15 protein-coding genes are annotated in these 12,844 nt (G+C 66.3%); 5 read left to right on the forward strand and 10 right to left on the reverse strand.

Annotated features, from left to right (window positions below):
• Positions 1 to 32 precede the first annotated feature (32 nt).
• The 4 genes from WC729_RS02710 to WC729_RS02725 form a co-directional block, all read right to left on the reverse strand.
• Positions 33 to 1,457 (reverse strand): hypothetical protein, encoded by a 1,425-nt coding sequence (locus WC729_RS02710; RefSeq protein WP_372849268.1) that lies wholly within the window; start codon positions 1,455 to 1,457, stop codon positions 33 to 35.
• Between the two features lie 124 nt (positions 1,458 to 1,581).
• Positions 1,582 to 2,175 carry a YdeI family protein gene (locus WC729_RS02715; RefSeq protein ID WP_372849270.1) on the reverse strand — a complete coding sequence of 198 codons (594 nt, stop codon included), beginning with the start codon at positions 2,173 to 2,175 and terminating at the stop codon, positions 1,582 to 1,584.
• A gap of 71 nt (positions 2,176 to 2,246) precedes the next feature.
• Positions 2,247 to 2,576, reverse strand: a complete 330-nt coding sequence (locus tag WC729_RS02720) for a DNA primase (protein ID WP_372850981.1) — start codon at positions 2,574 to 2,576, stop codon at positions 2,247 to 2,249.
• Positions 2,577 to 2,697: 121 nt separating this feature from the next.
• Positions 2,698 to 3,924: a multidrug effflux MFS transporter gene (locus tag WC729_RS02725; protein ID WP_372849272.1), complete on the reverse strand. Its 1,227-nt coding sequence runs from the start codon at positions 3,922 to 3,924 to the stop codon at positions 2,698 to 2,700.
• A gap of 120 nt (positions 3,925 to 4,044) precedes the next feature.
• Here WC729_RS02725 and WC729_RS02730 point away from each other — a divergent pair, with 120 nt between their 5' ends.
• On the forward strand, positions 4,045 to 4,554 hold the full coding sequence (locus WC729_RS02730) for a hypothetical protein (protein WP_372849274.1): 510 nt from the start codon (positions 4,045 to 4,047) through the stop codon (positions 4,552 to 4,554).
• Between the two features lie 40 nt (positions 4,555 to 4,594).
• Here WC729_RS02730 and WC729_RS02735 read toward each other — a convergent pair whose 3' ends face one another.
• Complete coding sequence (locus WC729_RS02735) at positions 4,595 to 5,308, reverse strand: carbonic anhydrase (protein ID WP_372849276.1); 714 nt, start codon at positions 5,306 to 5,308, stop codon at positions 4,595 to 4,597.
• A gap of 215 nt (positions 5,309 to 5,523) precedes the next feature.
• Between WC729_RS02735 and WC729_RS02740 the strand changes: the two genes are divergently transcribed.
• Positions 5,524 to 6,477, forward strand: a complete 954-nt coding sequence (locus tag WC729_RS02740) for an isopenicillin N synthase family dioxygenase (protein WP_372849278.1) — start codon at positions 5,524 to 5,526, stop codon at positions 6,475 to 6,477.
• Positions 6,478 to 6,727: 250 nt separating this feature from the next.
• Positions 6,728 to 8,017, forward strand: coding sequence for a homoserine dehydrogenase (locus WC729_RS02745; RefSeq protein WP_372849280.1), 1,290 nt, complete (start codon positions 6,728 to 6,730; stop codon positions 8,015 to 8,017).
• 7 nt (positions 8,018 to 8,024) lie between these two features.
• Here the strand turns inward: WC729_RS02745 and WC729_RS02750 are convergent, their stop codons facing one another.
• The 5 genes from WC729_RS02750 to WC729_RS02770 all read right to left on the reverse strand — a co-directional run bounded on the left by WC729_RS02750 (position 8,025) and on the right by WC729_RS02770 (position 10,739).
• On the reverse strand, positions 8,025 to 8,405 hold the full coding sequence (locus tag WC729_RS02750) for a hypothetical protein (protein WP_372849282.1): 381 nt from the start codon (positions 8,403 to 8,405) through the stop codon (positions 8,025 to 8,027).
• Between the two features lie 66 nt (positions 8,406 to 8,471).
• Complete coding sequence (locus WC729_RS02755) at positions 8,472 to 8,816, reverse strand: hypothetical protein (RefSeq protein ID WP_372849284.1); 345 nt, start codon at positions 8,814 to 8,816, stop codon at positions 8,472 to 8,474.
• On the reverse strand, positions 8,813 to 9,286 hold the full coding sequence (locus WC729_RS02760; protein WP_372849286.1) for a hypothetical protein: 474 nt from the start codon (positions 9,284 to 9,286) through the stop codon (positions 8,813 to 8,815). The genes WC729_RS02755 and WC729_RS02760 overlap by 4 nt, the downstream gene beginning before the upstream one ends.
• 57 nt (positions 9,287 to 9,343) lie before the next feature.
• A complete protein-coding gene (locus WC729_RS02765) occupies positions 9,344 to 9,775 on the reverse strand; it encodes a CoA-binding protein (protein WP_372849288.1) in 432 nt (143 codons plus the stop codon).
• Between the two features lies 1 nt (position 9,776).
• Positions 9,777 to 10,739, reverse strand: coding sequence for an Mrp/NBP35 family ATP-binding protein (locus WC729_RS02770; protein WP_372849290.1), 963 nt, complete (start codon positions 10,737 to 10,739; stop codon positions 9,777 to 9,779).
• Between the two features lie 70 nt (positions 10,740 to 10,809).
• Here WC729_RS02770 and hflK point away from each other — a divergent pair, with 70 nt between their 5' ends.
• The gene (gene hflK / locus WC729_RS02775; protein WP_372849292.1) at positions 10,810 to 11,964 is read left to right on the forward strand and encodes a protease modulator HflK; all 1,155 of its coding nucleotides are present in this window, start codon (positions 10,810 to 10,812) and stop codon (positions 11,962 to 11,964) included.
• Positions 11,961 to 12,836 (forward strand): protease modulator HflC, encoded by an 876-nt coding sequence (gene hflC / locus WC729_RS02780; protein ID WP_372849294.1) that lies wholly within the window; start codon positions 11,961 to 11,963, stop codon positions 12,834 to 12,836. The genes hflK and hflC overlap by 4 nt, the downstream gene beginning before the upstream one ends.
• Positions 12,837 to 12,844 lie beyond the last annotated feature (8 nt).

The following is a 12,844-nucleotide window of genomic DNA, read 5'->3' on the forward strand; positions in this document are numbered from 1 at the left end:
AAATGGCCCCATCAACCAGAGGTGTCGACCAATCACGGCTCTGCGGTGCGCTGCACGCGGCTCAGCGCCGTGTTGAACGCATCGGCGACCGGATCGCCCACACCAAGCTCGCCGCTCTTCGGATCTTGCGGCAGGGCCGCTCGCTCCAGTTTCTGCGCTGCCGTCGCGCCGGGATCGGCGATCGCGGCGCGCACCGCGAACTGCACCCATTCCTTGCCGACGCTCGCCGCGGTGCCGACGGCCCTGCCGCCAACGCCTGCCTTGTCGACCACGGTGAGCACCGATTTCAGCACTGCCGTCACTACCTCCTGCTGCGCTTTCACATCCTTCGAATTGGCAGCGGCACCGGCGTAGATCGCTCCGGTGAAATAACCAAGCGTACCGGCATTCTCGCGGCGTTCCTGCCCGTTGACCGTCGTCGTCTGGTTGAGCCGGGCGATCGGGTCTCCTTGCAGGTCGTTGCCGAACTGAAGCTTCGCCATCTGCTCGCCAAGCTTCGCTTCCTTGTGATCGGCGATCATCACCTGGGCATAGGCGGCCAGGTCCGATCCGTCCTGGGTCTCGGTATTGTAGGTCAACTCGCGGGTGATGCCGGTAGTGTCGCTGTCGAGCAGCTTCGTTATCGAATCGGTGACGGCGGATAGCGTCGCGTTCCGGTCGGGTGAATTCTGGCCCAGGCCGACTGCCTGGGTGTCGCGCACGGTGCGCAGCGCATCGGCGCCCGCATCGAAGATCCGCGCCTTGAGGTCGGCGTCCGAGATGCTGGCGGCCGCATTCATCACTGACTGGAAGCCCTTGGCATCGAAGCTGGTGATGACGCCGCTCTGCGAGAACTGGTTGCTCTGGTCGATGCCGGTGTTCAGCACCGCGCGGAGCTGGTCCTGGCTGAGCGCACCCAGTGCGGCCTCGGCCTGGGCGCCGCGCATCGATCCGATCACCTTGCCGATCGCCGAGGCCTCCGCGTCCACCTCACGCGACCAGGATCCGCCGAAGGTCGTGCCGGTCAGGCCCTTGCCGTCGGTCTGGCCGGCCAGCGCCTTCACATAGTCGACCTTGGTCGACGCGGCGGCGTGGGTGGAGACGGCATCGGCCAGTTCGCCGACGCGGTTATAGCCGTCCTCGCCGCCCGACGCCTTCGCGAAGGCGTTGCTCACGCTGGCAAGGCTGTTGCCGTCGAGTTTGCCTGCAAGGTCGGTGAACAGGTCGCGCCGCTCGCCATCGCTGTAGCCGCCATTGCCGAACCACGACCCGTCGACCGCCTCGGAGGCGAAGCGAGCGAGTTCGCCGGTGCGTTGCATCTCGTCGATCACGGCATCGGCATCGGCCGCACTCAGGCCCTTGAGCCGCGCGGCGACGTCGTTCACCTCGTCATGGGTGACGGTGTTGAACCAGCCTGAACTGTCCAGCTTGCCATGGATGTCGTTATAGGCTGACTGCTGCGTAGCGGTGAGCGTCACGGGACCCGACTCCTCTGATGAACCTCGAGGCGCCTTGAAGCATATTCCGCGGGAAGCGGCTCTCAACGAAACGTTTAGATCGGGCGCTGCGGAAGCTTCAGACGGGCCGGATCGCGCGCACCCGTCACGGTTCATATTTCCAATGCCGCCTTTTGCCCTCGCGCAGCATGCCGATCGCTTCCGCCACGCGCCTGGCCTTGGTCTCCGGGCGCTTGGCTTCCCCGATCCATTCACAATATTCGCGGCGGCAACTCGGCGGGAAGCCATCGAACGTGGCCGTAGCGGCGGCGTCCCCTGCCAGCGCCTCGGCGAGTTCCGGCGGGACGCCCGGTTCGGCCTTTGCCGGCTTGGCCTTGCGCTTGATGGCCCCTTCGCCCGCATCGACGAGTGCGGCAGCCGCCCGGATCATCTCATCGAGTTCCGCGTCATCCGGCAGATCGGCAACGGAGGTCAGCCGCCCGAACTGCCCCATCGCCTCGCCTTCCTGGCCCGTCCTCAGCGCGTCGCGACGCCAGAAACCGAAACTCGCATGCGCCTTGAACCCGGACATGATCGCCAGCGGATGCCCCTTGTAATCGAAGAATGGCCGGCTCCATTTCACCGTCTCGACCACCTCGGGCAAAGCCGCGTGCATCCGCGCGCGGATGTGCCGAAGGATCGGCTTCGCGAAGTCGGCCTGCTTCTCGATATAGGCGTCGGTGCGGGGGTCGGTCGGCATGGCGGAATTCCCTCCGCTGACGATCCTATTCAGCACCGGGAGGGCCGGTCAATCCGCCCACCCAGGAATCATCAGGGCCTCAGCGTCGCGTCGTCCGCATCGCCCAGATCTTCCTCGTCGACATCGTCGTCGTCGAAATCCTCCTGGAGTTCGTCCTCGACGAGATCGTCCTCATCCTCGTCGGCATCGGGGTCTTCATCGCCGATCTCGTCGCTCTCCATCTCGGGATCGTCGTCGTCATCGTCGTCGCCGATGTCCGGGCTGAGATCGGTCAGGATCGTGCCGTCGGTCGGGCCGTCGCGCGTGACCTCGAGGATCTCCGCCCGCTGGCTCTCGTCATAGCCTTCCTCGTCGAAACCGTCGTCGCCGGTGCCTTCGCCAGGCACCTGATAGCCGCCCATGCTCATCGTCCGTCTCCCAGCCGCGGAATCGCGGACTCGCTCAGGCTCCGCGGAATCGCGGAGTCATTCAGGCGAACGAGACTACATCAAAGCGGTTCCCCCGTCTTGCGACGAAGCGCGCTCAATGCGGCCGGAACAGCCTGCCGCGCTCGGTCACGGCGATGACGGCGAGGGTAACCAGCGCGCAGCACAGCGTGCCGACATGCAGCGGCAGGGTCGTTCCCGCAAAGGACTGGCCGATCGACATGCCGATCACCGCGCCGAAGGTCACGCTGATGAAGCCCTGAATGCTGGAGGCCGTGCCGGCGATCTCGCCCATGTCCTGCATCGCCATCGCGTTGAAATTCGCGTTGGCCAGGCCGAAACAGCCCATGGTCAGTGCCTGCAGGATGACGAACAGGATCAGGCTCTCGCCGCCGAGGAACCAGTTCGCCACATTCACCGTCGAAATCAGGATCAGGAACACCACGGCACTGTGCGACAGGAATCGCGAGCCGAGCCGCATCACCAGGCGCGAGTTGAGCAGGTTCGCGGCCGCCATCATGCCCGCAGTACCGGCGAAGACGAGGTTCAGATGCTTCTCCGCATCGAACACCGTCGTCACGATCTGCTGCACCGACGTGATATAGCCGAACAGCGCGCCCTGCAGCGCGGTACCCGCCAGCGTATAGCCGAGCGACCAGCGATCGGTGAGCGTCGTGCGATAGCCCTCCGCCAGACGCCCGACGGAGAAGGGCACACGCTCGCCGGCCAATGTCTCGGGCATGCGCAGCGCGAACCAGACCAGCACGATCGCGGTCAACACTGCGATCACGCTGAAGATCAGCCGCCACGACCCGAAGAACAGGATGAATTGCCCCAGGGTCGGCGCGAGCACCGGCGCGATCATGAAGACGATGATCGCAAGGCTCATCACCCGTGCCATCGGCCGCCCTGAATAGCAGTCGCGCACGATCGCAATCGTCACCACCCGCGTCGCCGCCACCGCGACGCCCCCGAGCAGCCGGGCGAGCAGTAGCAGATGGAAGCTGCCCGACACCGCCGCCACGGCATTGCCGACACCGTAGAGGAACAGCGCCCACATCATCACCGGCCGTCGTCCGAACCGGTCGGCCAGCGGCCCATGGATCAACTGCCCCGCACCGAGCCCGATCAGGTAGATCGCGATGACATATTGCCGCTCATTCTCGGTCGCGACGCCCAGCCGCTCGCCGATCGCCGGCAGCGCAGGCAGCATCGTGTCGACCCCGATCGCGCCCAGCGCCATCAGCGACGCGACCATCACGACGAATTCGCGAAAGCCGAACGGTGCCGTATTGCGGGAGTCGGGAGACGAGGCGGCAGTCATGCGGTGGCCTGTCGCAGATGCGCTTGCGAAGGTCACCCCCAGTTTAGCGGGAAATGCTTGACGCTCGCCGCCTTCGGCTTTAGTGTATTACCTGACTAATTCACCCTTGGAGACCACCTCATGTATCGTCCCCTGGCTGCTGCGATCCTCCTCGCCACCACGCTGTCCGCCTGCGACGATTCGAAGACGGGCACCTCCATCTCGATCAACAGTACCGATTCCGACGGCAACGTCGTGGCGAGCATGGACGGGAATACCGGTGCGGTCGCGATCAACGTGCCCGGCTTCTCGGGCAAGCTCAACCTGCCCAAGATCCATCTCGACGCCGACGATTTCGAGATGAACGGCGTGCGCCTCTATCCGGGCTCGACCATTTCCGGGATGAATGTCGAGTCGCATGACGAGGCCGGCAAGAGCGACGACAAGGACAGTGTCCGCGTCTCCTTCCAGAGCCCGGCCGCCCCGGCGACGGTGCGCGACTGGTTCCAGCAGAAGCTCAACGGCGCGGGCTTCAACGTCGTGCCGAACGGCAACGGCCTGACCGGCACGACCGACGAGAAGAAACCGTTCAAGATGGAATTGACCGCCGACGGCAGCGACAAGTCGAAGGGCGTCATCACCCTCAACTAGGCGCGCGCATCATCGCTTCAGTTCGGACGCAAGGTGATGCTCAGCTTTCGAGCCAGCGCACCGCACCCGTCTTGAGCGAATAGACCGCGCCGGCGATCAGCAGTTTTCCCGCACGCTGCGGCTCGAGCAATACCGGCTCGGCGTAACGCCGCAGCCGCTCGACCACGCGCCTGACATTCTCCTCGATCGAGCGTTCGACCAGGCTTTCATCCGATTTCATCCGTTGCGCGGTCAGCACCGCGGGGATGATCGGCTCGATCATGTCGCCGATGGCGCCCGGGAACAGCGTATCGCGCAGGACGAGATCGACCGCGGCATCGACCGCCCCGCATTTCTCGTGCCCCAGCACCACGATCAGCGGCACGCCGAGCTGACCGACGGAATATTCGACGGACCCGATCCCGGTGACATCGAGCGTATTGCCCGCCGACCGCACCACGAACAGCTCTCCGAGCCCCGCACCGAACAGCTGCTCGGGTCCGACACGGGAATCCGAGCAGCACACGACGGTCGCAAACGGCTCCTGACCTTCCGCGATGGCGAGACGCCGCTCGGTCGAAAGGTCCGATTCAGTCGGCTTGTCGGCGACGAAATCGGCGTTGCCAGCCTTCAGCTTCGCCAGGGCCTGCGCCGCCGTCAGCGTCGTTTTCCGCTTTGGGTCGGCTGCCATCGCGAATGACGGCACCTCGAGCGCGACCGCTGCCAACGCTGCGCCGGCAAGCAGGGAACGACGGGAAACGGAATGCCTGATCATGGCGCCGTCCTTTCGACTGACTGTCCATGCGATGAGGATCGCGTCCTGGCAGACTCCTTGATCCAAAGCAGTTCCGCAATCCGCTTTCAGCCCCAGATCGGTTGTAGCTGCCCCACGCGATTTGAGGCTGCGCAGGCGGAACCTCCCGATCCCCGCACTGTTCGTGTCCCGGGGATGACGCTATCATGGTCCATCCCCCATCACGGACACCAGTCATGCTCGATACCCCTTCCGCCCAGGTTCCCGCGCTCTCGCTCAACGACGACGTGGCCGATCCCGATGCCTTCGCGGCCGCGCTCGGCGGCTCGTTCGAACGCTTTGGCTTCGCGGTCATCGCCGATCACGGCATCCCGCAGGACCTGATCCACCGCGCCTGGAAAGAGACCGCCGAACTGTTTGCGCTGCCCGAAGAGGAAAAGCGCAGCTATTTCACCCCGGCCGGCGGCGGCCAGCGCGGTTACACGCCGTTCAAGACGGAGATCGCCAAGGACGCCAAGCATGTCGACCTGAAGGAATTCTGGCATGTCGGGCGCCAGCTTCCCTCCGATCACCGTTTCGCCGGGGACATGCCTGCCAATATCTGGCCCACCCGGCCCGAGGGCTTCGAATCGACCTTCCTTGAGCTGTTCACCGCGTTCGACCGGGCCGGTGACCGGCTGCTCTCGGCGATCGCGCGCCATTTGCGACTCGCGCCCAACTGGTTCGATCACGCGGTCGAGGACGGCAACTCGATCCTGCGCCTGCTTCACTACCCGCCGATCCCGCTGGATGCCGAGGGCGTCCGTGCCGGTGCGCATGAGGACATCAACCTCATCACCCTGCTGCTCGGCGCCGAGGAGGCCGGGCTGGAACTGCTCGATCGCGACGGCCGCTGGCTGGCGATCCGTCCGCCCGAGGGCGCGATGGTGGTCAATGTCGGCGACATGCTCCAGCGTCTGACCAACCATGTCCTGCCCTCGACCACCCACCGCGTCGTCAACCCGCCGCCCGAGCGCCGCGGCCATTCGCGTTATTCGATGCCCTTCTTCCTGCACCCGGCGCCCGATTTCCTGATCGAGACGCTGCCGGGCTGCATCACCGCGGAAAACCCGAACCGCTACCCAACCCCGATCACCGCGCATGATTATCTCCATGAGCGGCTGGTCGAGATCGGCCTGGTGAAGAAGTAAAGTTACTCCTCCCCGGCACGGGGAGGGGGTGTGCGAGCTTTGGATTGCCCCCGGCAATCCAAGATCGTGTCCGGGAGACACGATCTCGCTCGCACACGCGCTTCTTCAGCGCGTAGTGGAGGGGGATATCCCCAAGCGCACCGCCCGAGGAAGCCCCCCTCCACCAGCTTCGCTGGCCCCCCTCCCCGTGCCGGGGAGGATTGCGTTACCCCCCGGTCTGCCGTTAGGCGCCTCCGCAAGGAGGACCTTGATGACCAAACCGCTACGCGTCGCACTTGCCGGGCTCGGCACCGTTGGCGGCGGCGTGATCCGGCTGATCGACGCGAACGGGACGTTGATCGCGCGCCGCGCTGGCCGCCCGATCGAGATCGTCGCCGTCTCCGCGCGCGACCGCGCCAAGGACCGCGGTGTCGACATCTCCCGGTTCGACTGGGTCGACGATACCAGCGCGCTCGCTCATTACGAGAATGCCGACGTCGTCGTCGAGCTGGTTGGCGGATCGGACGGCCCGGCCCTCGCCCTTGCCCGTGCAACGCTCGCCGGCGGCAAGAGCTTCGTCACCGCCAACAAGGCCATGCTCGCCCATCACGGGCTCGAGCTGGCCGAGGCAGCCGAAGCCGCCAAGGTCGCGCTGAAGTTCGAGGCAGCGGTCGCCGGCGGCATCCCGGTCATCAAGGGCCTGCGCGAAGGCGCCGCCGCCAACGAGATCGCGCGCGTCTACGGCATCCTCAATGGCACCTGCAATTTCATCCTGTCCAAGATGGAAGCTGAAGGCCGCGACTTCGCCGAAGTCCTGGCGGAAGCCCAGGCGCTCGGTTTCGCCGAAGCCGATCCCAGCTTCGACATCGACGGCGTCGACGCCGCCCACAAGCTGTCGATCCTTGCCAGCCTCGCCTTCGGCACGCGCCCGGCCTTTGCCGATGTCGCCACCAGCGGCATCCGCCACCTGCTTGGCGCCGATATCGCCGAGGCAGCGGCGCTCGGTTATCGTGTGCGTCTGATCGGTATCGCCGAGGACGGTCCGGGCGGGCTGTTCCAGCGCGTCCATCCGCATCTCGTGCCGACCAGCCACCCGCTGTCGCACGTCACCGGCGCGACCAACGCCGTGGTGGCCGAGGGCAATTTTGTCGGCCGCCTGCTGTTCCAGGGCGCCGGCGCGGGCGACGGCCCGACTGCGTCCGCAGTGGTCGCCGACCTGATCGACATCGCCCGCGGCGAGTTCGGCCCGGCCTATGCCATGCCGGCAAAGGCGCTGGCAGTGCACAAGCCGGCTGACACGGGCGAACGCCGCGGCCGCGCTTATGTGCGCTTCACCGTCGCCGACAAGGTAGGCGTGCTGGCCGAGATCGCCGCAGCGATGCGCGACGCCGGCGTCTCGATCGAAAGCCTGATGCAGCGCGGTGCGATGCCCGACGGCAGCGTGCTCGTCGCGATCGTCACGCACGAAGGACCCGAGCGCGCCGTCGCCCAGGCCCTGGAGAAGTTACGCGGTTCGCAAAGTCTCGCCGGTCAGCCGATGTGGATGCACATCCTCGGCTGAGACGAGGTCATTTCATCACGGCAGATGCCGGCACCCCCGGCGCCGCTTCGCCCATATGGATGATCGTACGGGTCCGGCGTGGGCAGATGGTCTGGCCGACCAGCGCGCAGCGCGTGCCGTCCTCGGCCAACGCCATGTCCTTGGTGGTCGGCTCCATCGTTTGCGGCAAGGTCAGGCGATAACGCGACTGAGGGTTCCCGGTGACGCAGATTGGATCGCCAGCGCAGCCGAGCGTCCGCGGCTTGATCACTGACATCGAGATGGGTTTGCGGAGCCGTCGCGCCTTGCGCACGACTTTGATCTTGCGCACCACGGGAGCGGGCCGCTTCACCGCCACGCGATCCGCAACCGGTGGAGCCGCCATCAACAACATGGTGAGCACAATCATGGTCGAATTCCCCTGTTCGCCTATGGGAATCACAACCGCCCAGCTACCAATAGGTTGCGCGGTCCCTCAGGGTGCGAGCGGACGTTCGCCGGCGAGATGGAATCCGCCGGTGCCGACCGACACCCCCGCCTTCCCGCATCCGATCAGGAAGATCGACTTTTCCTCGCAATTGGAGGTGCGCGCGAGCATCCGCTCGCGTTCCATCGGTACGCCTTCGTTCTTCGGGTCGGCGGGATCGCGCTCGATCAGGGGTACGCGGTAGCGATCGGCATCGCGCCGCCCGCACACGGTCACCTCGTTCGCGTCAGCGGCGGCAGCGCAATGCGGGCCGGCAGCGGTCTTCTCGCGGTAGCGCTCCATCGCAGCGTCCGGGGCCGACTGGAGCAGTATCAGCAGCGCCGCGGCCATCATTTCGCCGGCTCCGCAGTCGTCGCGGGCTGAGGATCGTCGAGGGGAATGGCAATCCGGCCCGATTTGTCCGGGTGCTTCCTGAGCGCATCCTTCACCAGCCCGGCCGCGCCCACGATCATCGGGATGATCGGCGGCCCGAAGCTCGTCTGGCACCCGCCCTGCCGCGCCGCGCACGGCGTCCCCGCCGCCGCAAGCGCGCCACGGCCGGTCAATTCCCGATTGGAGGGCACCGGCCCCTCGGACACGGCTTCCCCGGGGAGCGGCAGCCGCTGGCTCGGCAGCGCGTCGCCGCACACCACCACATCGCCGTTGCTGCTGGTCTGGGCGGTGTCGCTTCCGGTCGCATTGTCGTTTTTACGGGACGGCCGGCACGGTTCGTCCGGAACGGGTACGAGGATCGACCAACGTTCAGGCTCGGCCTTGGTGGCCGGCGCCGCCTGGAGCGCCAGAATCGTGAGCAATGCCAGCATGATCCGCGACTCCCGAAGTCCCGGTCATCATGCAGTGCCACCAACCCTCACGCAAGTTCAGTCGGTGATCGGCGCCACGCCGAGCCGGGGAATTTCGATCGCCGGGCAGCGGTTCATCACCACCTTCAACCCCGCCGCCTCGGCCCGCGCCGCGGCTTCCTCGTTGATCACACCAAGCTGCATCCATACCGATTTGGCGCCAACCGCGATCGCCTGGTCGACTGCCTCGCCGGCGGCCGCGGAATTGCGGAAGATATCGACCATGTCGATCGGATCACCGAGCTGCGACAGCTCACGGAACACGAACTCGCCGTGAATATGCTCGCCGGTGATCTGCGGATTGACCGGAATCACGCGGTACCCATGCGCCTGCAGCGACTGCATCACCCGGTAGGAAGGCCGATCGGGCCGGTCCGACGCGCCGACCAGGGCGATGGTGCGCACCCCTTCGAGCAGCGCCTTGATATCCGCATCGCTGGTAAGTGGCATCCTATCTTCCCTGTTCGATCCAGTGGAACACACGCTGTGCGATCCCCGAGAACGCGAGGGACTCGACACCGTTCCCGCTGGCCGGCGGTACGCCCGCGTCGGACGCCGAACGGATCGCCATGTCGAGCGGAATCCGGCCGAGGAACTCGATCCCCAGCTCTTCTGCCGCCGCCTCGGCGCCGCCCCGGCCGAACGGATCGGATACCTCGCCGCAATGCGGACAGATATAACCCGCCATATTCTCGATGATGCCGATCACCGGCACGCCGGCCTTGGCGAACAGGTCGATCGCCCGGCGCGCATCGATCAGCGCCAGGTCCTGCGGGGTGGAGACGATCACCGCACCCGCCGGCTTGTGCTTCTGGATCATCGAGAGCTGCACGTCGCCGGTGCCGGGCGGCAGGTCGATCACCAGCGTATCTTGCGCGGCCCAGTCGGCGTCGATCAGCTGGCCGAGCGCATTCGCCGCCATCGGCCCCCGCCACGCGATCGCCTGGTCGGGCGCGACGAGCTGCCCCATGGAGAGCAGCGGCACGCCGTACGGCGTCGCCACCGGCTCGAGCAATTTATCCTTCGCGGTCGGCCGCGATCCCTGCACACCCATCAGCGTCGGCTGCGACGGCCCATAGATATCGGCATCGACCAGCCCGACGCGCCGCCCGAGCGCCTGCAGGCCGATGGCGAGATTGGCCGATACGGTCGATTTGCCCACCCCGCCCTTGCCGCTCGCCACCGCGATGAGCAGGCGCCGTGTGCGCTGGCTGGTCAGCGCGATCCGGACGGTCGCAATCCCAGGAATACCCTCGGCTGCGGCGCGCACATCGGCCTCCATCGCCTCGCGTCCGGCCTCGTCCAACCCGGTCACGTCGAGGAAGATACTGGCCTTGTCGCCCTCGATCCGCGCGGTCGCGCGCTTTCCGGCGATGGGGTCGAGGGCGGCGTTCAGTGCGGCAATATCGGTCATCGTTGCGCAGATAGGGCGGTTAACGGTGCTTGCCACTGTTTTTCCGCCGCTACGGTCCTATAAAGGAGTCATGACGACCCTTCCCCGCTGGCTACAGCGCTTCACCATCCTTCAGTCCGACAATCCCAAAGGCCCCTGGGGCGGCGGTGGTCCGGACAAGGCTGGCTCCGGAGGCGGCTCCGGCGACGGCAATGACGGCGGCCCGCGCAACCCCTGGTCGGTGCCCCCGCAGGGCCGCCCGCGCGGCGCCGGGCCGAGCGCGCTCGACGAGTTCCTGCGCCGTGCCCGCGGCGGTGGCGGCGGCAACGGATCGGGCGGCGGTCGCCCGCACCTCCCCGGCACACCCAATGCCCGGACCCTGTGGATGATCGGCGTCGGCCTGATCGTGCTCGTCTGGCTGGTCTTCACGAGCTTCCACGCGATCGGCCCGCAGCAGCGCGGCGTCGTCACCTATCTCGGCCGCTATGCCGGCACGATCGAGCCGGGCATCCGCCTGACCCCGCCCGCGCCGTTCGCCAGCGTCACCAAGGTCGATGTGCGCAAGATCAACACCGAGACCTTCCCGGCCGATGGCGGTGGAGGCGAGAATCTGATGCTCACCGCAGACCAGAACATCGTCGATCTCAACTATTCGGTTCGCTGGGACATCAGCAATCCGCAGGACTACGCCTTCCAGATCGCCAAGCCGGTCGAGACGGTGCGCGCTACCGCCGAAAGTGCGATGCGCGCCGTGATCGCGACGACCGCGCTTGACGACGCGATCGGATCGGGCCGCAATGCGATCGAGCTACGCGTGCAGGACACGATGCAGCAGATCCTCGACAGCTATAATGCCGGCATCCGCATCCAGGGCGTCGCGATCAAGCAGGCTGCGCCCCCGTCGCAGGTGATGGACGACTTCAAGTCGGTCTCGGCCGCCCAGCAGGAAGCACAGGGCATGACCAACCAGGCGCGCGGCTATGCCCAGCAAGTGCTGGCGCATGCCCAGGGCGAAGCCGCTGCGTTCGACAAGGTGTACGAACAGTACAAGCTCGCTCCCGACGTGACTCGCCGACGCATGTATTACGAGACGATGGAGGCCGTGCTGGCCAAGACCGACAAGACGATCGTCGAAGGCTCCGGCGTGGTTCCCTATCTGCCGCTGTCGGGCACCGCCCGTCGTTTGCCCGATGCTCCAGCGGCCGCCGCGACAACCCCCGCACCGGTGCAGGGAGGCGGCCAATGAGCACTCTTTTCCGCAACCCGGTAGCGATCGGCATCTCGCTGATGCTGCTGGTGATCCTCGCCGCAAGCACCTTCGCGATCGTGCCCGAGACCAAGCAGGCCGTGATCCTGCGCTTCGAGCAGCCGGTCGGCGACGCCATCAACCGCTGGCGCCCGAACGAGAAGTTCGGCAGCACCGGCGCCGGCCTGATCGCGCGCGTGCCGTTCATCGACCGGCTCGTCTGGGTCGACAAGCGCGTGCTGGACGTCGATCTTGACGATACGCCGGTGATCTCGACCGACCAGCTCAGGCTCCAGGTGGACGCCTATGCGCGGTTCCGCATCGTCGATCCGCTCAAGGCAGTCGTCTCGACCGGCAGCTCGTCCAACACGGAACAGCGCGTGATCGACGCGCTGCAACCGCTGTTCGGCTCGGCGTTGCGCAACGAACTCGGCAAGCGCCCGTTCGCGGCATTGCTCAGCCCGGAGCGCGGCCAGGTGATGGACAATATCCAGGCCGGCCTGCAGCGCCTCGCCGGCCAGTACGGCGTTCAGGTCGTCGACGTCCGCATCAAGCATGCCGACCTGCCCGACGGCAGCCCGCTCGACAGCGCGCTCGCGCGGATGCGCACCGCGCGCCAGCAGGAACGCGCCTCGACGATCGCCCAGGGCCAGAAGGCAGCGCAGATCATCCGCGCCGAAGCTGATGCCAATGCCGCGCGCATCTATGCCGAAAGCTTCAGCAAGGACCCCGGCTTCTACGATTTCTACCGGGCGATGCAGTCCTATCGTTTCACCTTCGGGGCTGACGGCAGCGCGGTGCCCAAGGGGACGACATCGATGGTCCTGTCCACCGACAATGCCTATCTGAAGGAATTCAAGGGCAATCGCTGAGCCTGAAT

This window comes from Sphingomonas sp. (assembly GCF_041661825.1).
GTDB lineage: Bacteria > Pseudomonadota > Alphaproteobacteria > Sphingomonadales > Sphingomonadaceae > Sphingomonas.